An 18,831-nucleotide genomic window follows, 5' to 3' on the forward strand; every position below is an offset into this window, starting at 1 on the left:
TCTGCGCTGGGTTGCTGACCGCAGCGGTTGTTGGAGGCATCGTTGAGACAGTTCTTCGGTATCGGAAGCGTGGCGGCGGCGTTCCTGCTTGCGTCGGTCTGTGGCATTGCCCAGGCTGATACGGTTCTCGACAACTGGCGGTTCGACAAGAGCAGCGATGGCCTTGTCACCGCCTCGCTTTATGCGACCAACAAGCTCATCACCGGCGGCGGCGCATTGAGCTACAGCCCGGTTTTGACGATCGCGTGCCGGACCGCCGGCGAACCGCGTTGGAGCGAATGGCTGCAGCTGAGCGACACCGTTTCCGCCAGCCGAACCATCGCCATGTCGGTGACTGTCGGCCAATCCGGCAAGCTCAACGAAAGCTGGTCGGTCGGCCCGCGCAGCAGGATGCTGGTCCGCGACGGTGCCGACGGCATCAGGCGACTGATTGCCGCGGACCGGCTGCTGCTGTCCTGGCGGTTCGGGCTGCTGTCGGGGCGCGGCAAAGCCGAGTTTGACCTCACCGGAGTTGAAGAGGCGATCGGCCGGATCGCCGCCAGCTGCAACACCAAATTGCCTTGAGCAGATTGTCCGCATTAAACCTTGGCACGGCCGAACTCTATCTGCCGGCCGGGTTCCGTGGTATGTAGGTGCCGCAACCCCAGGCAGTGGATATCCGTTCTGCCATTCAAGAGCGCATGCCAGCGGACTAAATGTCGGCCTGTGCAGGTCAGCCAGGGCAAATTGGCGATCAGGGAGGAAATGCCATGCGTGCCTTTGTGTTTTTTGTCATCATGTCCGTCGCCACCGTCATTGCCGGCCCCTCGCGGGCACAGGATGCCGCGGCGGGTGAGAAGGTCTTCGCCAAATGCAAGGTCTGCCATATCGCGGACAAGGATCAGAACAAGGTCGGCCCGTCCTTGAACGGCGTCATCGGCCGAACGGCCGGCACGCATCCAGGGTTCAGCTATTCCAAGGCCATGACCGAGGCCGGCAAGTCCGGCGTCAAATGGGATGAGGCCACGCTGACGACCTACCTTCACGATCCCAAGGCGATGGTCAAAGGAACCAAGATGGCATTCCCCGGCCTCAAGAAGGACGAGGACGTCGCCAATGTCATTGCTTATCTGAAGCAATTCTCCAAATAGCCCGGCTCTTCCGCCGGATCTTGGTATAGCAAACAGGTCGAGGCATAGCCTCGGCCGCAATCTGCCGGCAGTGTCGGTGGGGAGGGCGACTCGTTGCAAAAAAGACATTGGCCGGCTAGGCTGCCATTCCCATCGGTGGTCGTCTGAATGTCGACTGAAGAAAGCCGTCTCAAGGATACCGGCATCCGCCTCTCGGAGGCGACGGCGGGTGATTTCTTTGCGCTTTTGAAACCACGCGTCATGGCACTTGCCGTGTTTACGGCCTTCGTCGGCCTGATGATGGCGCCCGGCGTGATGAATCCAGTTATCGCCTTAATTGCCATCGGCGCAATCGCGGTTGGAGCGGGAGCCGCCGGCGCGCTCAATATGTGGTACGACGCAGACATAGACGCCTTGATGTCTCGCACGTCCAAGCGACCGATTCCGTCCGGTCGCGTCACGCCTGGCGAAGCTCTCAGCTTCGGTCTGGTGCTTTCCGCACTGTCGGTCATGACGCTCGGCGTGCTGGTGGGGTGGCTCGCCGCATCGTTGTTGGCGTTCACCATCTTTTTCTATGTCGTTATCTACACGATGTGGCTGAAGCGCTCGACGCCACAGAATATCGTCATAGGCGGCGCGGCAGGCGCCCTTCCTCCGGTGATCGGGTGGGTTGCTGCAACCGGCGCAATCGGCATTGAAAGTCTCATCCTGTTTCTGATCATTTTCCTCTGGACGCCGCCTCATTTCTGGGCGCTGGCCCTTTTCAAGGTCGGTGACTATGCCGCGGCTGGGGTCCCGATGATGCCGAATGTGGCCGGCCAGCACTCGACCAGAAAACAAATCTTCGCCTATTCACTGCTCTTGGCGCCAATCGGCGTGCTCCCTTGGGGTTTCGGCTTCGCGAGCGGATATTACGGCACTGCTTCAGCCGCGTTGGGTGCAGGTTTCATTTGGCAGGCCTGGAAGGTTCTCGTCGCCGACAAGGAGATGAAGCCGGCAAAGGCGCTGTTTGCGTATTCGATTGTCTATCTTTTCGCAATATTTGCAGCGTTGCTTGCCGACACCATTGTAATGCGAGTGATCGCTTCAGCCGACTATTGACCCCGGCTCAAAACATCACATTGGCAGAGCACAAAATCCCAGCAACAGCAGAATAACGACGCCAAGGCCGAGTATGAGAACTGTCCTTCCGTCCATGACCTTCACCTTCGACTAGAAGAGCATATCGGAGAACGGCGTCCGTAGCTAGTCAGGCTACCCGGGACCTCTTACTCCCGGGCCTTCCTACAAAGCGCGACAAGTCCCCCGCATGAGAGTATATTGATCATGGTGCAGGTCGCGGTTTGCGTGGGCCAATCATGCGGAACGGCAGCACCGTAAAACGCGACCTTACCGGACCTGGTCTGGAGGAATGGTCATGGCAAGCTTTCACGTAATAGCAGGCGCCAGCGAGACGCTGGAACACACCAGAATTCGAAAAATCGGTGTCTCCGATCTTTTTGATGCGCTCAGGCGTGGCGTCGATGATTTCATGGTCAAGCCGTCGCACATCGTTTTTCTCTGCCTGATCTATCCGATTGCGGGTGTCGTGCTTGCTGTCTGGACATCAGGTAACAACACGCTGCCATTGCTGTTTCCGCTTGTGTCCGGCTTTGCACTGATTGGTCCGTTCGCGGCGATCGGCCTCTATGAGATCAGCCGGCGACGGGAAGCCGGGCTCGACGCCTCGTGGAGGCACGCCTTTGAGGTCAGGAGTTCTCCAGCACTGCCGGCTATTGCAGCGGTCGGCGTCATGCTGCTTGCGATCTTCATCGCCTGGCTTTTGACGGCCCAGATATTCTACCAGACCCTGTTCGGCCCGGCGCCGCCGCAATCGCTGTCCAGTTTCATCAGTGAAATATTTGCCACGGGACGCGGCTGGACGCTCATCATCCTGGGTCACGCCATCGGCTTCGTGTTCGCCGCGGTTGTGTTGTGCACCACGGTCGTCGCATTCCCGTTGTTGCTCGACCGCGATGTCGGCGCCTACGAAGCCATCCACACCTCGGTGCGCGTTGTCCTGGCCAACCCGATCGTGATGGCCGTGTGGGGCCTTATCGTCGCCGTCGCCCTGATCGTCGGCTCGCTGCCAGTGTTCGCCGGGTTGGCAGTCGTGCTGCCGATCCTTGGTCATGCGACCTGGCATGTCTATCGGAAAGTTGTGGAATCGCCGCCGGCCACCAGACCGTGAGCTGAAAAAAACCAGCCCTGCGCGCACCGGTGAAAGTGCCGGTGCGGGCAGGTGGGGCAGAGCTTTCAATAGGCCGGGTGGCTGAAACGGGCCTGGCGCGCGTCCTTTGTCAGGTCGCGAAAATCCCTGCCGCTCACATGCACCAGCGTCCTATGATCACCGCCCTCGAAATAGATTTCGGGAGCGTCGCCGAGGCTTTCATCGAGGACCACTGGCACATCATAGGCAGCGCCGATCGGTGGCACAGCGCCGACATCGCAATCGCCGAACAACGAGACCACCTCGTCTTCGGAGGCAAGTCCAAGAGGCTTCTCCATGACATCCTGCAATGTCGCGAGTTCTATCCTGTGCGTGCTTGGAACCACGGCGAGCGCGTAGCCACGGTCGTGGTGAACGACCACCGATTTGGCCATTATGCTGCCAGGCACATGTGCCGCAATGGCGGATTGTCTGCTTGTCGCCGTGCGGTGATGCTCGACGGTGTCGTAGGAAATTCCTTTCCTATCGATGAAGTCCTTCAGTCTGGTTGCGATGGTCATCTTGGGCGCCCCTTGCTGGTGTTCGCGACGCATGTGGAAACGCCGGCATCGCCTGTCGTTTCCGATACCAACAGAAATGGACCAGTCGTGGATTGTTTCAAGGCGAAGGCTCCAGGACCGGACGGCCCGGATCCGGATTGTATGTCAGGGCCCGGCTCCGAAAAACGCCATTCGGGTGAGAAGCGTGTAGTCCGCTTCGAAGACCATCATCGTCACGAACACCAGAACCAGCACCGGCGGCAGGATAATTGCATATGCCAGTGCCAGCCGTTCCCAGGCCATGTGCATGAAGATGGCGACGATCAGTCCTGCCTTGAGGATCATGAAGATCAGGATCAGCGACCATCTGAGATAGCCGTGGAGACCGAAATAGTCGACCAGATAGGAGCAGGTGCTGAGGATGAACAACCACGCCCAGACCACCAGATAGAGCTTGATCGGGTGCTCCTGATGAACCTCCGCCGGGGTAACGCCGGTCGTCGTCGCATCATGGGTACGGGCGCTGTCCAGTGCGTGTTGTCCCAGGCCGTTTGCGGTTGCTTCAGCCATGTCCTGCCTCTCACCAAAGATAGAAAAATGCGAAAATGAACACCCAGACCAGGTCGACGAAATGCCAGTAAAGCCCCATGATTTCGACGTTCTCGTAGCGGCCCCTTCGGCTGGTGAAGAAGCCGGGCCGTCCGACATCGTAATCCCCGCGCCAGACCTTTCGCGCCACGATGATCAGGAAGATCACCCCGATCGTCACGTGCGTGCCGTGGAAGCCGGTGATCATGAAAAAGGATGCGCCGAACTGGGCAGCGCCCCAGGGATTGCCCCAAGGCCGCACGCCCTCGGTGATCAGCTTGGTCCATTCGAAGGCCTGCATGCCGACGAAGGTCGCGCCGAGTGCTGCGGTCAAGAGCATCAGCACTGCCGTCTTGCGGCGGTCGCGGCGGTAGCCGAAATTGACCGCCATGGCCATCGTTCCGCTGCTCGAGATCAGCACGAAGGTCATGATGGCGATAAGGATCAGTGGAATGTCGGAGCCACCGATGCGCAGGGCGAAGACCTCGCTCGGATTGGGCCACGGCACACGTGTTGAGATACGCGCGGTCATGTAGGAGAGCAGGAAGCAGCCGAAGATGAACGTGTCGCTGAGCAGGAAGATCCACATCATGGCCTTGCCCCAGGACACGTTTTTGAACGCCCGCTGATCCGAGGACCAGTCGGCGGCGATGCCTTGCCAGCCTGCGGGCCGCGGCTCTGTTCGGCCGATGTGGGCCAGTGTCGTCTCTGCCATCCGCCCGTTCCTCCTAGGTCAGCAACCCTCGGCAAATGTCGATTAAAGTCGAAGCCCAGCCGGCCAGAAGCGCAAAGATGGCGAGCCAGACGAAAAGCAGGAAATGCCAGTACATGGCGCACAGCTCGACACTGAGGCGAAGCCGCTGCGGCTGCGCTCCGTTCCAGGCGCCGACGCTCGTTCTGCCCAGCCCGACCAGTCCTCCCAGTATATGCAGGCCATGCATTCCCGTTAGCAGGTAGAAGAAGCTGTTGGCCGGATTGGATGCCAGAAAATAGCCATCCGCACTCAGTTCCCGCCATGCCACAAGCTGTCCAATCAGGAAGACGAGCGCCGTGAGTCCAGCGGTGGCGAGGCCGAGCCTGACCATATCCACTTGACCCTTGCGCACCGCGAGCGAAGCGCACTGTATCGCGATGCTGCTCAAGACCAGTACGCCGGTGTTAAGCCAGAGCAGGGGCGGGATGGGCAGCGGCCGCCAATCCGACAGCGCCATGCGCATGAAGTAAGCACTGGTGAACAGCGCGAACAGGCAGCCGACGACGGCAAGGAAGACGCCGAGACCGATCTTTGCGGTCGGCAGCGCCGATCGGTCCAGAGCGACAAAATCCCCGATCATACCTTGCTCGAGCCACGGCTTCGTCATTAGCCGCTGATGGGAAAGCCACCACCCGGCAATACCGGCGATCACGAGCAGGAAGACCAGGATTACGCTCATGCCGGCTCCCTGGAGGGCGCGAAGGAGCCCGGAACGTTTTGCGGTATGAAGTCCTCCTTGGCTCCCGGTACGCTGTAGTCATAGGCCCAGCGATAGACGATCGGCAGATCCTTGCCGAAATTGCCGTGGGCGGGCGGTGTTTCGGGCGTCTGCCACTCGAGCGTCGTTGCCCGCCACGGATTGCCGCCAGCCTCACGGCCATGGCGGATGCTCCAGATGAGATTAAACAGAAACACAATCTGAGCAAAACCGACTATAAAAGCCATGATGCTGATAAACGAGTTCAGGTGGTGGGCCGATTCCGTCATGATCGTCATGTCGGTCAATTCGTTGTACCGCCGCGGCACGCCCATCAAGCCGAGATAGTGCATGGGAAAGAAGATCAGATAGGCGCCGAGGAAGGTGACCCAGAAATGGAACCGGCCCAGTGTCTCGTTCAGCATCCGGCCGGTGACCTTCGGATACCAGTGATAGATCGCGCCGAAGATTACGATGATCGGGGCAACCCCCATGACCATATGGAAATGGGCGACGACGAACATCGTGTCCGAAAGCGGAACGTCGACGACGACATTGCCAAGAAATAGCCCAGTCAACCCGCCATTGACGAAGGTGACGATGAAGGCCAAGGCAAAAAGCATCGGTATGGTGAGGTGGATGTCGCCGCGCCACAGCGTCAGCACCCAATTGTAGACCTTGATGGCTGTTGGGACGGCGATGATCAATGTCGTTGTGGCGAAGAAAAAGCCGAAATAGGGATGCATGCCACTGACATACATGTGGTGCGCCCAGACCACGAAGCTCAGCGCGCCGATGCCGACGATGGCCCAGACCATCATGCGGTAGCCGAAGATGTTCTTGCGCGCATGGGTGCTGATCAGGTCGGATACGATGCCGAAGGCCGGAAGCGCCACGATGTAGACCTCCGGATGGCCGAAGAACCAGAACAGATGCTGGAACAGGATCGGGCTGCCGCCGCCGTGCTGCAACTGTTCGCCCATCTCGACGATCGCCGGCATGAAGAAGCTGGTGCCGAGCGCCCGGTCGAGCAGCATCATCACGCAGGCGACGAACAGCGCCGGGAAGGCGAGCAGTGCCATGACGGTGGCGGTGAAAATACCCCAGACAGTAAGCGGAAGGCGCATCAGCGTCATGCCGCGCGTGCGCCCCTGCAGCACCGTCACGACATAGTTCAAGCCGCCCATGGTAAAGCCGACGATGAACAGGATCAGCGAGACAAGCATCAGGATGATGCCCCAGTCCTGGCCGCCTGGCGTACCGGTCATGATCGCCTGCGGCGGATAGAGCGTCCAGCCGGCACCCGTCGGTCCGCCGGGCGCAAAGAAGCTCGACACCAGGACCAGCACGGCGAGCAGATAGATCCAGTAGCTCAGCATGTTGACATAGGGAAAGACCATGTCGCGAGCACCAACCATCAACGGGATCAGATAGTTGCCGAAGCCGCCCAGGAAGAGTGCCGTGAGCAGGTAGATCACCATGATCATGCCGTGCATGGTGATGAACTGGTAGTAGGCTTCCGGGGTGATGAAGTCGAATGTGCCGGGGAAGCCGAGTTGCAGCCGCATCAGCCAGGATAGCACCAGCGCGACCATGCCGATCGCTGTCGCCGTCGCCGAATACTGGATGGCGATGACCTTGGCGTCCTGCGAGAAAACGTATTTCGTCCACCAGCTGTGCGGATGGTAGAGTTCCATTTCCGCGACTTCGGCCGGCGGTACCGCATCTGCAGGTGTGATATCGACCATAGGAACACCTCCGTGCCCTTCTCGGCCAGCCCGACAGTTCGGACTTGCCGCATTAACTTCAATCCCGACGGCGCGCCGTCGTTCCGGTTTCCTACTCTGCCGAGCCCATCTGCTGGGGCGCGGACAGCTGCGCAAAAGTCTGCTGCTGGCCAAGCCACGCCAGATAGTCTTCCTGAGTATCGACCATGACCACGCCATGCATCATCGGATGTCCCTGGCCGCAGAGTTCGGCACACAGGACCTGGAAGGTTCCGGTCTTGGTCGGAGTGAACCAGAAATAGGTGACCGAGCCCGGGATCATGTCCATCTTGGCGCGGAATTCCGGCACGTAGAAATCGTGCAGCACATCGATCGAGCGGAGCAGCATCTTGACCGGTTTGCCTACCGGGAGGTGCAGGTCGGCCGCTTCCACTACGACATCGTCCTGACCGTTGGCATCGGTGGCGATGACGCCGAGTGGATTTTCAGCGTTGACGTCGCGAGTGTCGGATGTGCCGAGCTTGCCGTCCTTGCCGGGGAGGCGGAAACTCCATTGCCACTGCTGGCCGACGACTTCGACCTCGGTTGCGTCGCTTGGAACGGTAACGAACCGGCTCCAGACGAACAGGCCTGGAACGAGCAAAGCGGTGACACCAACCGCGGTGACGACCGTCAGCCAGGATTCGAGCCGCCTGTTCTCAGGTTCGTATGCCGCCTGATTGCCTTCCCGATGACGGAAGCGGAAGACGCAATAGGCCATGAAAAGAACCACGGCGGCGAAGACGACACCGGTGATCCAGAAAGTTATGATGATGGTGTTGTCGATATAGTCCCAGTTCGAGGCAATCGGCGTCCACCACCATGGGCTCAGGAAGTGGAACAACACCGAGCCCACGACTATCAGAACGAGTACAAGCGCAACGGCCATGTCCCGGTTCCTCCCGGTATTCCAAGCGGCGCAAGCCGTCCCGGGAAATACCAAGTGCATCATAACTTGATTTGCGATGAAAATTCTAGAGCCGGCTGTGGGAAGGGCAAAAATACCATTTCGCGGCGCTGGCGGTCCTTCGGTTCGGCGGTGATCAGCGGCAGGCCCTCATCTATTTCCAGCTCACCCGCCCGATGCGGCCACGCGACAAACATCGTCAGCGTGGAGTAGCCGGCAATGGCGGGCACGCCGAATGCGCCTAGCAGAACCACCGGAACGGCGATCGTCGGGGATCCCTCCACCTGCTCGACCGACAGCTCGACGAAGGGAGTGGAGCCACTTTATTGGCCGGCAGATGTCACCCGCCAAACTGTGTTGCCGACGTCGTCGGCGATGAGCAGGGCCCCGGTTTTGTCGACAGCCAGGCCGACAGGCCGGCCGCGCGCCTTGTTGTCCTTGTCCAGGAAGTCAGTCACCACGTCGGTAGCGACGCCGCTCGGACGGCCGCCGCTGAATGGTACGAAAACTACCTTGTAGCCATTGAAGCGCGTGCGGTTCCAGCTGCCATGCTCGCCAACGAAGGCGCCGCCGCGATATGCCTCGGGAAGGCTGGTTGCCGCATAGAAGGCCAGCCCCAGAGGGGCGACGTGGGAACTCAGTGCATAATCCGGAACGATCGCTTTTGCGACCAGGTCCGGACGTTGGGGCATGACGCGGGGATCGAGATGCTGGCCGTAATAGCTGTATGGCCATCCGTAGAAGCCGCCATCCTTTACCGAGGTCAGATAATCCGGCACGAGATTGGGGCCGAGCTCGTCGCGTTCATTGATCACTGCCCAGAGCGCCCCGGTCTGCGGCTCCCAGCTCAGGCCGTTTGGATTGCGCAAACCGCTGGCGAAAATGCGCGACCGGCCGGTGGCCCTGTCTACCTGCCAGATGGCGGCGCGGTTCTTCTCCGCCTCGATGCCGTTTTCGGCGACGTTGCTGTTCGAGCCGATGCCGACATAGAGCAGCGAGCCGTCGGGGCTTGCCACCAGGCTCTTCGTCCAATGGTGGTCGATCGGGCCGCCGGGCAGGGCGGTTAGCGGCGTCCCGGGCGCGGTGATCTTTGTGTCACCGGTGTTGTAGGGATAGCGGACGATGGAGTCGGTATTGGCGACGTAGAGATCGCTTCCCACCAGCGCCACGCCAAAGGGGGAGTTCAGGTGGTCGAGGAATACGCTGGTCAGCTCCGGCTTGCCATCGCCATCGGCGTCGCGCAGCAGCGTAATGCGGTTGCTTGGGCCGCTGTCGCCGCCCGAGGTGACCCAGGATTCGATCCAGCCCATCACCAAATCCTTGGGCCGTTTGATCGGTTCGCCACCCGGCGCCTTGGACTCGACCACCAGCACGTCGCCATTGGGCAGCACATAAAGCGACCGCGGATGCTGCAAGCCGTGGGCAAAAGCCTGGATCTGCAGCCCCTGCGCGACTGTCGGCTTCTCGTCGCTATTCCATCCGACCACGGAAGCGAGATGCATGGGCGGGAAGAAATATTGGATCGGGTCCGGCAGTTTTGGATTCGGCCCTATCTGACTGCTGGGGTCCGGGTCGTTGCCGCTGCACGCTGCAAGAGTGATCGCCGCAGTGCAAACGAGGACGGACACCGCGATGCGCCTGGTCTGACCGATGGAGCTTGCTATGCGCATCAATCCGCCACTCCGACGTGATGCCGGTACACCATGGACCAGCCCAGCCAACCAGTGAAGATGAGGACGAGCACGACAACCGCCGAGAGGATCAAGCCTGTAGGAACGATGGAGGTCCATGCATCGCGGGTGTGCACGAGCATGTTGATGATGGATAACGCCAGCGCCAGAAGATTGCCGAGCACGTGCGGCCAGGCGGGGGGCTGTGCCCTTATCAGCGGATTGGCCAGGAAATCGATCAGCCCCGCGATCGCTGCTAGGCAGCCCATGATCACGCCGACGGTAACCAGCCAAGCGGAGAAGTCAGCCCACATCATCTCCGCTGTTCGCCAATAGGCTAGATCCGTCAGCAGGGTGCCGACGAAGCAGGCGATCGGAAATGGCACGAGCATCGGATGAATAGGATGTCCCGCAATCCTGGCCGTCGAACGCGGATTGTCACCGACCATAATGCGCCATCCTTCCTATTCTCGTCCAAACAAACGCCGCCTACCCGGCCTCCGGCGGCTGTTGCCGAGAGACCGGCAGACGACCGATAGATCCGTCAGGCCCAAAAAAGGGCGCTGGCTGGCTGCGCCTGTTAGGCGGCGGACTGGGTCGGCGGGTTCTGATACATCATCCAGAGCTCGATCGCCGCCAGCACGGCGACCAGAATGCCGATCACGACATGCACGGTCATCGCCGTGGTCGCCTGGAATCCAAGCACCCAGGGCGATGCGAGAACCCACAGTCCGACGACCAGGTTCACCCACTCTTCCCACACGGCAAATGCTGCGAGGGCGGCAACCGAAAGCACGACAATCAAGATTCCGCTGCCGAGGGCGTTCTGCGTCTGCGGGCCTGCCGCAAAGGTGAAGATCCAGGGGGAGAAGAACAGAATTGCCCCAAGGATCAGGTTGGCTACGTCACAGAGCCTGGCGTTTGTCCACTGGTTCATGGCATCCTCCATAGGGAGCGTTTATGGCTCCCGAGTTCGGCAAGGTGGTGCCTGAGTTCGGCGAGATGCGCCCGAAGCCGCTCACTCCGTGTCACGGTAGTGCCCTGCCCGGCTGGAATTCCGCATCTGGCGGTACTCCAGCCAAATCCGGCTATCTAACTGAATTCCGGGCTTTATGTTCCATTCGGCACCGGCACGCCTGGATCACTTGGTGGTGATCGAGCGATCCAAAGCTGCCTGTCAGGGGGCGGCGGGGCGGCGGCGCGTAGCTCATTCTGTCTTTTTATCGAGCCGGTGAAACATTTCTCATGGATCGCAGTTCTTGGATGCAGAGGAGTTGAATAAGGGAAACCTGATTGCACGGGAGGAGCACGGACGGCACAACTATAAATACGCTCTGCATAGAATACTTCGCAACGGGAAGCTCTCGCTTGTCTTGGTTGCCGCCGAAGCTTGTTTGAAAGACGGCGATCGCCGCCGAAAAGATTTTCTAAATGAAAATAGCCCAGATCGCACCGCTAACCGAATCCGTGCCGCCCCGAACCTACGGTGGAACCGAGCGAATTGTTTCGTATCTGACCGAAGAACTTGCCCGACAGGGCCACGAGGTGACGCTGTTCGCCAGCGCCGATTCTCGTACCTCAGCCGAGCTGGTGCCGTGTTGCGACGTCGCGCTGCGCCTGAACCCCAGGGTCCAGGACGGTGGTCCGCACCATGTTATGATGCTTGAACGGGTGCGCCGGCGAGCCGGTGAATTCGACGTTTTGCATTTCCACGTCGATGTTCTGCACTTCCCCATAATTCGGGATTTTGCCAGACGAACGGTTACCACGCTTCACGGCAGGCTCGACCTGCCCGATCTGGCGCAGCTTTATGCGATGTTTGACGACGTTCCCCTGGTCTCGATTTCCTTCGACCAGCGCCGGCCCATGCCGCCCGTCAATTGGGTTGGAACCGTGCATCATGGCCTACCCCGCGATCTTCTGCCGTTCCACCCGAACACCTCCGGCTATCTTGCATTTCTCGGTCGCATCTCGCCGGAAAAGGGGCCGGAAGCGGCCATACAAATAGCGGCGCGGGCCGGGTTTCCCCTGAAGATCGCCGCCAAAATCGACAAGGTGGACCAGTCGTTCTGGAAGGAAAGGGTCGAGCCGCAAGTGCTGCGGCATTCGAACGTGGAGTTCATTGGCGAGATCGATGAGCGGCAAAAGGCGGATTTTCTGGGCAATGCGAAAGCGCTTTTGTTTCCGATCGACTGGCCGGAACCCTTCGGTCTCGTAACGATCGAAGCAATGGCCTGCGGTACGCCGGTGGTTGCGTTCCGGCGTGGCGCCGTCCCGGAGATCATCGATGACGGTGTGTCCGGATGGATCGTGGATACGGTGGAGGAAGCCGTGGGCGCGCTCCGGCGCATAGACAGCCTCGATCGCGCACGAGTGCGGCAGACGTTCGAGAAGCGGTTCACGGTCGAGCGCATGTGCAGCGATTATCTGGCACTCTACCGAGCACTCACGAGCGGCACGGCAGACGCAGTTGCCCCCACAAACGAGCTCTCCAGAAATATCGCGATGGTGGCTGTGCCGGGCTGAGGAACCGACTGATCCACATACAGACCACGACGGCGGAGTCCGGGAGCGCCTGCGGGGTCTTGTCGCCGGGCGCGGCGATCGCGCCAGAAGCCTTTGATCAGCAGCAAGCCTTCCCGGGACTAATGCTTTCGCGAGCGGCGTCGTACTGCCGCCCGGTCCGGATTGACGCGCGCTACTTTCGCTGCAAAGGTGCTTTAACGACTTGTTTACCATGCGTCGGTCAGGGGTGGGGGAATTTGGAACGGTTTCTGGGCGCGAACCGCCTTAATTGGGATGATCGGGCCGAACTGCACTCGACCGACACAACGGGCAGCTACCACATCGAGAATGTGCTGGCCGGCGGATCCAATCTCTATGAGCTGGAAACGCGCGAGCTCGGCGATATCGCCGGCAAGGATATCGTCCACCTGCAGTGTCACATCGGTCTTGACACGATCAGCTTGAAGAATCTCGGCGCAGGCAGCGTGACCGGGCTCGACTTTTCACCGACGGCGATCGTGGCGGCGCGGGATTTTGCTGCGAAGGCAGGCACCGACGTGCGCTTCGTGGAAGCGCCACTGTTCGAGGCGGTGGAAGCGCTCGGCCGGACCTTTGATATCGCTTACGTTACCTGGGGTTCGGTAAACTGGCTGGACGACGTGTTCCGTTGGGCGCGGGTGGTTGCCGATCTTCTGCGACCCGGCGGCCGCCTCTACATGGCCGAGGGCCATCCATTGCTGTTTCAGTGCGATCGAAAGGCCGCGGCCCTGGAATTGAAGCACGACTGGCGAACGCCGATAGCTCGGCCGCTCGCCTGGAACGAGGAACTGACCTACACCGGCGATGATCGCATCTTGAAGCATCCTCGCTATTATGAATGGATCCACCCGATCAGTGACGTGGTGAATGCGCTGATTTCAGCTGGTCTGACGCTCGATTTTCTCAATGAGCATGACACGGTTTCGTGGCAGCACTTTTCATTTGCCGTGCGGGCCGGCAAGGATATGTACGGCTTGCCGGAGAACTCTCCCAAGATACCGATGGCTTATTCCATTGGCGCGACGAAGCGCAGCGTCGGCAAGATACCATACCTTGTGTCTCCCAAGGCGATTGAGGGGCACTAGTCCAGGTCAACGCTCCAGAGTACCCGGGTCGGAGCGTCGACTTGTGCAATCGCGCTCGCGCTCCTCGATCTTCCGAGCAAGCCAGGTCTAGCCGGCCTCTCTCTCGGTCCGCTTCCACAGACGAGCGCCTTGAGATGAGCAGATCTCCTCGCGAATGGTCGACAGACGCTGGATCGCCGGCGCCAGCGCATCTCAATCAGTGGGACCATGGCAGTGGAAGTCGGCAGCTGGCTCCAACCGCTCGGGCCTGCAACATCAGCAACGGTCGGAAGTGCAAAAGCTCTAAGGAGCGTGAAGGTCAAATTAAACATTGAAAGCTAATGTTCCTCATCGGGTCGACCCGAAAACCTGAAATGGCACTTGAGGAATCGCCTATTGGCTTTTTTCCGCGCTAGGTTCGGCGGCATCAAGGAGGTCGTCTTTTCGTCGGCAAATATTCCGGCGGCGATCGCGCTTGTCGTCATACTTATCAGCGCTGCGTTCGCGGAGCACCAGAACAAAGTCGTCTCGGACCAGGCCGTCCGTTCGGACGTGCTGACCAAGGTCAACCTCATCCGCGCCAAGCTCGAAGGCAATATCAACGGAAACCTTCAACTCGTGCGTGGATTGGTCTCCGCGGTCGTGACCGAGCCCTATATGGGACAGCAACGCTTCGCCTCACTCGCGAGCAATCTGTTTGGCGCCGACTCGCAATTGAACAATATTGCCGGCGCGCCCGATCTGGTCGTTTCCCTGATGTACCCGATGGAGGGTAACGAGCAGGCGATGGGCCTGGACTACCGCAAGAACGAACGACAGCGTGCGGCTGCGCTAAGGGCGCGAGACGAACGCAAGCTGGTGCTTGCCGGCCCCGTCGAGCTGAAGCAGGGAGGACAAGGCTTCATCGGCCGCTTTCCGGTTTTCGTGCGGAGCGCGGGCAATACGGAAAGGTTCTGGGGCATCATTTCCGCCGTTGTCGACGTGCAGCGTCTTTATCGGGCGAGCGGGCTGCTTGACGACGATCTCGGGATTGACATAGCGCTGATCGGCAGGGACGCTCTCGGCCAAAATGGAGACCAATTCTACGGTAGTGAGCGGATCAGCAAAAGCGATCCGGTGACAGCCGACGTTGTGCTCCCGTCCGGTTCGTGGCAAATCGCGGCCATTCCCAAAAATGGCTGGCCTTCGACGCCAAGCAACGCATGGTTGTTGCGCGCTATCATGGCGACGGCCGGAGCCTTGGTTGTGTTCCCTTTCCTGGTCACAGGCCGCCTGATTGGCGAAAGACAGCGCAATTATGCGGAATTGCGTCGATTGTCACGACGCTTGGAACTCGCCCTGGAAGCTTCGGCTATTGGGGTTTGGGAACACGATCTCGCGACCAACGAGCTTACGTGGGATGATCGCGTCAACGAAATATATGGCAAACCAACCGGCGAGCACCGGGGCTATCCAGACTGGGCGGGAGCAATCCACCCAGATGATTTGGCTGGCGCCAACGCGGACTTCGACAGGGCGGTGGCCAGCGGACGACCATATTTGTCGGAGTACCGGATTGTGCGTCAGGATGGCGAGATCCGTCATGTCCGGTCCAAGGCGATCGTTTACCGGGTCGCAAACGACACCCCAAAAATGATCGGCGCGGAATGGGACGTGACTTCCGACGTCCTGCTGAACAAGGATCTGGTTCGTGCAAAACAGCTGTCCGAGTCGAAAAATGCAGAACTCGAGTCAGCCAAAGCGCGCATAGAGCACATCGCGCTTCATGATTCGCTGACCGGCTTGCCCAACCGGCGTTACCTCGACCAGGTACTGGAACATTACGCGGCAAACGCCAGGCGCTCAGGCGGGCACGCGGCACTGCTTCACATAGATCTGGATCGGTTCAAGCACATCAACGATACGCTGGGCCACGCCGCCGGTGACGCGATGTTGGTTCACGCGTCAACCGTGCTCAGGTCGAAGGTCGGCGACGAGGGATTCGTCGCCCGTATCGGGGGAGACGAATTCATCGTTCTGTGCGTGGTGCGCGACGATACCAAGCAGCTGGCGCTGCTCGCCGACCGCGTCATCAGCCAGATGCGCGAACCGGTCTACTATCAGGGTCATCGATGCCGTTTTGGTGTCAGCGTGGGAATCGCTGTCGACAACGGAAAAGATGTCGAAGCCAAACACCTGCTGGTGAACGCCGATATCGCGCTTTACCGAGCAAAGGGGCGGGGGCGCAATCGATACGAATTCTTCACCGACGCGATGCAAAGCGAAATCGTCGATACCAAGCGGATTGCCGACGAAATTCTCGGCGGCCTCGAGCGCAACGAGTTCATCCCGTTCTACCAGCCCCAATTTGACGCAAAGACGCTCGAAATCGTTGGGGTTGAGGCGCTGGCGAGGTGGAAACATCCAATAAAGGGTATTTTGGCGCCCGACGTCTTCCTGAGAATTGCAGAAGAACTGAACGTTGTCTCGATCATCGACCAAGCCATATTGAAGCAATCGCTTTCGGATTTCGAAGCGTGGTCCGCTGCAAAACTTCACATTCCGCGGGTGTCGGTCAATGTCTCGGCCAGGCGCCTTCAGGATGAGGAGCTCATCAAGAGCCTGCGAGAACAAAATATCAAGAAGGGAACAGTTTCGTTTGAGCTTGTCGAGTCGATTTTCCTGGACGAGAACGACGACCTTGTCACGTGGAACATCGAGCAGATAAAAGAACTGGGGATTGACATCGAAATAGACGATTTTGGTACCGGTTACGCTTCGATGGTCAGTTTGCTGAAGTTGCAGCCGCGCCGGCTGAAGATAGATCGGCAGCTGGTCACCCCAATCGTCAAATCGCCGCAGAGAAGGCAGGTTGTCTCGTCGATCATTGAAATCGGCAAGTCGCTGGGTATCGAGGTCGTGGCGGAAGGCGTCGAGACGATGCAGCATGCACGGCTACTCAAGGGCCTGGGCTGCGACATATTGCAGGGTTATGCCTTCGGCCACGCGTTCGATTCCGAGGGACTTAAGACCTTTGTCCGATCGCGACGCCTGCGCACGGCCAGCTGAGCCTCGGCGCCAGAATTTATCGAGCCGACCGCCTTCACGTTGCGGTACATAGGCGCACAGCGGACAAAGCTGAAGACAACGCCAAACCTCAGATCAGCAGCAGGCCCTTCATGCTGGAGTGGCCTTTCCTGCCGATGATGATGTGGTCGTGAACGGCAATACCAAGCGGTTTGGCCGTCTCGATGATCAGCTTGGTCATCTCGATGTCGGCGCGCGACGGCGTCGGGTCTCCCGACGGATGGTTATGCGCCAGAATGATCGCCGTGGCGGAGAGCTCCAAGGCGCGCCTGACCACCTCGCGCGGATAGACCGGTGTGTGGTCGACGGTGCCGACCTGCTGGACTTCGTCGGCGATCAGCGCGTTTTTCTTGTCGAGGAACAGGATGCGGAACTGCTCGCGCTCCTCGAAGGCCATCACCGACCGGCAGTATTCGAGAACCTGCGTCCAGGTCGACAACAGCTCGCGGCCGGCGATCTCGCCGCGCGCCATGCGCTGCGCCGTTGCCGCAACCACCTTGAGGTCGAGCGCAACCGCCGGGCCGATGCCCTTCACCTCCTGCAGGCGCTCGACGGGCGCACCGAGGACCTCGGCCAATGTTCCGAAGCGTGCCAGCAATGCCTTGGCGACCGGCTTGGTGTCGGCGCGCGGGATCAGCCGAAACAATAAAAGCTCGAGCAGCTCGTAGTCGGGGAGGGTGTTGGCACCGGCGGCGAAGCGCTCGCGCAGGCGGTCGCGATGGCCGAGATAATGCGGCTTGTCGGCGGCCACCGCCTTCGCGGGCGATCGCACTGGCCTTTCGGGAAAGAAGGCCCGCTCGTCGTTGTCACCGTTCATGGCTGCCCCACCCAGCATTTGCCGGGCAAGGTAACGCCCGATCTGCCAGACACTAGGCCCGCAGGCCGGGGCGGTCGAGGTTTTTTGGCGACAGCGTGAAGATCTCGCAGCCGGTCTCGGTGACGCCGATCGTGTGCTCGTACTGCGCCGACAGCGAACGGTCGCGCGTCACCGCGGTCCAGCCGTCCGACAGCACTTTCACATGCGGCCGGCCGAGATTGATCATCGGCTCGACGGTGAAGATCATGCCCGGCCGCATCTCGACGCCTTCGCTGGCGCTGCCGTAATGCAGGATATTCGGCGCGTCATGAAACAGCCGGCCAACCCCGTGGCCGCAGAAATCGCGCACCACCGAGCAACGCTCGGCTTCGGCATAGGTCTGGATGGCGGCGCCGATGGCGCCGGTTCGGGCGCCCGGCTTGATTGCCGCGATGCCGCGCATCAGGCACTCATACGTGACTTCGAGCAGCCGCTCCGCGGCACGCTTGATCGTGCCCACCGGATACATGCGCGAGGAGTCGCCATGCCAGCCGTCGAGGATATAGGTGACGTCGATATTGACGATGTCGCCATCCTTCAACGGCTTGTTGTCGGGTATGCCGTGACAGACGACGTGGTTGATCGAGGTGCAGGATGATTTCGTATAGCCACGGTAGTTGAGCGTCGCCGGAAGCGCGCCATGGTCCATCCCGAACTCGAAGACGAAGCGATCAATCGCTTCGGTGGTGACGCCGGGCGCCACAATCGGTACCAGTTCGTCGAGGCAGCGCGCGGTGAGATCGCAAGCCTTGCGCATGCCGACAAAACCTTCCTCGTCGTAAAGACGGATCTGGCCGGTGTTTCTGAGCGGTGCCGTGGCGGCGTCGAGATAGGTGACCATTTTATCCGTCTTGCAGGGATGCGGGGCTGGATGAGCCTCGGCGAGAGAAACCTTCCCAGATTTGGCACTGGAAAGCGCAAGGTTCAAGGACGAACTGCCGGCGACGGGCCGAAGACCGGCGATATTCACGCCTGGGGGCATTCTCCTTGCCTCTAGCGGCCCATACTTCGCTGGGTTCATTGACCACCGTAGTGACGACACATTTCTAGGCGAGAAGCGGC

Annotated in this window: 19 protein-coding genes; 7 read left to right on the top strand and 12 right to left on the bottom strand. The window is 60.0% G+C overall.

Going from position 1 to position 18,831, the window contains the following annotated elements; all coding sequences use genetic code 11:
* The first annotated feature begins 42 nt into the window (after positions 1-42).
* The 4 genes from NKJ15_RS28515 (at position 43) to NKJ15_RS28530 (ending at position 3,339) form a co-directional block, all read left to right on the top strand.
* Entirely contained in the window at positions 43-564 is a 522-nt protein-coding gene (locus NKJ15_RS28515; RefSeq protein ID WP_352470439.1) for a hypothetical protein, read from the top strand.
* 212 nt (positions 565-776) lie between these two features.
* Positions 777-1,130 carry a c-type cytochrome gene (locus tag NKJ15_RS28520; protein ID WP_502893720.1) on the top strand — a complete coding sequence of 118 codons (354 nt, stop codon included), beginning with the start codon at positions 777-779 and terminating at the stop codon, positions 1,128-1,130.
* Between the two features lie 147 nt (positions 1,131-1,277).
* On the top strand, positions 1,278-2,210 hold the full coding sequence (locus NKJ15_RS28525) for a heme o synthase (protein WP_352470441.1): 933 nt from the start codon (positions 1,278-1,280) through the stop codon (positions 2,208-2,210).
* A 316-nt stretch (positions 2,211-2,526) separates the two neighbouring features.
* Positions 2,527-3,339, top strand: a complete 813-nt coding sequence (locus NKJ15_RS28530) for a DUF2189 domain-containing protein (protein WP_023678906.1) — start codon at positions 2,527-2,529, stop codon at positions 3,337-3,339.
* A gap of 65 nt (positions 3,340-3,404) precedes the next feature.
* On the opposite strand, the gene NKJ15_RS28535 is transcribed toward NKJ15_RS28530, so the two are convergent.
* From NKJ15_RS28535 to NKJ15_RS28580, 10 genes are all read right to left on the bottom strand, one after another.
* Positions 3,405-3,878, bottom strand: coding sequence for an aminoacyl-tRNA deacylase (locus tag NKJ15_RS28535; RefSeq protein ID WP_352470443.1), 474 nt, complete (start codon positions 3,876-3,878; stop codon positions 3,405-3,407).
* A 144-nt stretch (positions 3,879-4,022) separates the two neighbouring features.
* Complete coding sequence (locus NKJ15_RS28540) at positions 4,023-4,427, bottom strand: cytochrome C oxidase subunit IV family protein (protein WP_352470444.1); 405 nt, start codon at positions 4,425-4,427, stop codon at positions 4,023-4,025.
* A gap of 10 nt (positions 4,428-4,437) precedes the next feature.
* Positions 4,438-5,160, bottom strand: a complete 723-nt coding sequence (locus tag NKJ15_RS28545; protein WP_023678903.1) for a heme-copper oxidase subunit III family protein — start codon at positions 5,158-5,160, stop codon at positions 4,438-4,440.
* Positions 5,161-5,173: 13 nt separating this feature from the next.
* Entirely contained in the window at positions 5,174-5,878 is a 705-nt protein-coding gene (locus NKJ15_RS28550; protein ID WP_352470446.1) for a cytochrome c oxidase subunit 3, read from the bottom strand.
* A complete protein-coding gene (gene ctaD, locus NKJ15_RS28555) occupies positions 5,875-7,644 on the bottom strand; it encodes a cytochrome c oxidase subunit I (protein WP_352470447.1) in 1,770 nt (589 codons plus the stop codon). The genes NKJ15_RS28550 and ctaD overlap by 4 nt, the downstream gene beginning before the upstream one ends.
* 91 nt (positions 7,645-7,735) lie before the next feature.
* Positions 7,736-8,551, bottom strand: a complete 816-nt coding sequence (coxB, locus tag NKJ15_RS28560; protein ID WP_352500857.1) for a cytochrome c oxidase subunit II — start codon at positions 8,549-8,551, stop codon at positions 7,736-7,738.
* A gap of 59 nt (positions 8,552-8,610) precedes the next feature.
* Positions 8,611-8,799: a hypothetical protein gene (locus tag NKJ15_RS28565; RefSeq protein WP_352819159.1), complete on the bottom strand. Its 189-nt coding sequence runs from the start codon at positions 8,797-8,799 to the stop codon at positions 8,611-8,613.
* A 93-nt stretch (positions 8,800-8,892) separates the two neighbouring features.
* Entirely contained in the window at positions 8,893-10,239 is a 1,347-nt protein-coding gene (locus NKJ15_RS28570; RefSeq protein WP_352500855.1) for a PQQ-dependent sugar dehydrogenase, read from the bottom strand.
* Entirely contained in the window at positions 10,239-10,688 is a 450-nt protein-coding gene (locus tag NKJ15_RS28575) for a DUF2231 domain-containing protein (protein ID WP_352470450.1), read from the bottom strand. The genes NKJ15_RS28570 and NKJ15_RS28575 overlap by 1 nt, the downstream gene beginning before the upstream one ends.
* A gap of 131 nt (positions 10,689-10,819) precedes the next feature.
* On the bottom strand, positions 10,820-11,176 hold the full coding sequence (locus NKJ15_RS28580; RefSeq protein ID WP_352451366.1) for an SPW repeat protein: 357 nt from the start codon (positions 11,174-11,176) through the stop codon (positions 10,820-10,822).
* A gap of 494 nt (positions 11,177-11,670) precedes the next feature.
* Between NKJ15_RS28580 and NKJ15_RS28585 the strand changes: the two genes are divergently transcribed.
* The 3 genes from NKJ15_RS28585 (at position 11,671) to NKJ15_RS28595 (ending at position 16,895) form a co-directional block, all read left to right on the top strand.
* Positions 11,671-12,765 carry a glycosyltransferase family 4 protein gene (locus NKJ15_RS28585; protein ID WP_352766772.1) on the top strand — a complete coding sequence of 365 codons (1,095 nt, stop codon included), beginning with the start codon at positions 11,671-11,673 and terminating at the stop codon, positions 12,763-12,765.
* 59 nt (positions 12,766-12,824) lie between these two features.
* Positions 12,825-13,868: a class I SAM-dependent methyltransferase gene (locus NKJ15_RS28590; protein ID WP_352685540.1), complete on the top strand. Its 1,044-nt coding sequence runs from the start codon at positions 12,825-12,827 to the stop codon at positions 13,866-13,868.
* Positions 13,869-14,315: 447 nt separating this feature from the next.
* On the top strand, positions 14,316-16,895 hold the full coding sequence (locus tag NKJ15_RS28595; protein WP_352819184.1) for a bifunctional diguanylate cyclase/phosphodiesterase: 2,580 nt from the start codon (positions 14,316-14,318) through the stop codon (positions 16,893-16,895).
* Between the two features lie 88 nt (positions 16,896-16,983).
* Here NKJ15_RS28595 and radC read toward each other — a convergent pair whose 3' ends face one another.
* Entirely contained in the window at positions 16,984-17,730 is a 747-nt protein-coding gene (gene radC, locus NKJ15_RS28600) for a RadC family protein (RefSeq protein ID WP_352473920.1), read from the bottom strand.
* 52 nt (positions 17,731-17,782) lie between these two features.
* On the bottom strand, positions 17,783-18,610 hold the full coding sequence (gene map / locus NKJ15_RS28605) for a type I methionyl aminopeptidase (RefSeq protein WP_352451363.1): 828 nt from the start codon (positions 18,608-18,610) through the stop codon (positions 17,783-17,785).
* Positions 18,611-18,831 lie beyond the last annotated feature (221 nt).

Source organism: Mesorhizobium sp. M0207, from assembly GCF_040321995.1.
In the GTDB taxonomy this organism is placed as follows: Bacteria; Pseudomonadota; Alphaproteobacteria; order Rhizobiales; family Rhizobiaceae; genus Mesorhizobium.

Excerpts from the sequence above, each read along its gene's own strand:
- NKJ15_RS28520 (WP_502893720.1), top strand. The coding sequence starts at position 777 with ATGTCCGTCGCCACCGTCATTGCCGGCCCCTCGCGGGCACAGGATGCC.
- NKJ15_RS28525 (WP_352470441.1), top strand. The coding sequence starts at position 1,278 with ATGTCGACTGAAGAAAGCCGTCTCAAGGATACCGGCATCCGCCTCTCG.
- NKJ15_RS28530 (WP_023678906.1), top strand. The coding sequence starts at position 2,527 with ATGGCAAGCTTTCACGTAATAGCAGGCGCCAGCGAGACGCTGGAACAC.
- NKJ15_RS28535 (WP_352470443.1), bottom strand. The coding sequence starts at position 3,878 with ATGACCATCGCAACCAGACTGAAGGACTTCATCGATAGGAAAGGAATT.
- NKJ15_RS28540 (WP_352470444.1), bottom strand. The coding sequence starts at position 4,427 with ATGGCTGAAGCAACCGCAAACGGCCTGGGACAACACGCACTGGACAGC.
- NKJ15_RS28545 (WP_023678903.1), bottom strand. The coding sequence starts at position 5,160 with ATGGCAGAGACGACACTGGCCCACATCGGCCGAACAGAGCCGCGGCCC.
- NKJ15_RS28550 (WP_352470446.1), bottom strand. The coding sequence starts at position 5,878 with ATGAGCGTAATCCTGGTCTTCCTGCTCGTGATCGCCGGTATTGCCGGG.
- ctaD (WP_352470447.1), bottom strand. The coding sequence starts at position 7,644 with ATGGTCGATATCACACCTGCAGATGCGGTACCGCCGGCCGAAGTCGCG.
- coxB (WP_352500857.1), bottom strand. The coding sequence starts at position 8,551 with ATGGCCGTTGCGCTTGTACTCGTTCTGATAGTCGTGGGCTCGGTGTTG.
- NKJ15_RS28570 (WP_352500855.1), bottom strand. The coding sequence starts at position 10,239 with ATGCGCATAGCAAGCTCCATCGGTCAGACCAGGCGCATCGCGGTGTCC.
- NKJ15_RS28575 (WP_352470450.1), bottom strand. The coding sequence starts at position 10,688 with ATGGTCGGTGACAATCCGCGTTCGACGGCCAGGATTGCGGGACATCCT.
- NKJ15_RS28580 (WP_352451366.1), bottom strand. The coding sequence starts at position 11,176 with ATGAACCAGTGGACAAACGCCAGGCTCTGTGACGTAGCCAACCTGATC.
- NKJ15_RS28585 (WP_352766772.1), top strand. The coding sequence starts at position 11,671 with ATGAAAATAGCCCAGATCGCACCGCTAACCGAATCCGTGCCGCCCCGA.
- radC (WP_352473920.1), bottom strand. The coding sequence starts at position 17,730 with ATGAACGGTGACAACGACGAGCGGGCCTTCTTTCCCGAAAGGCCAGTG.
- map (WP_352451363.1), bottom strand. The coding sequence starts at position 18,610 with ATGGTCACCTATCTCGACGCCGCCACGGCACCGCTCAGAAACACCGGC.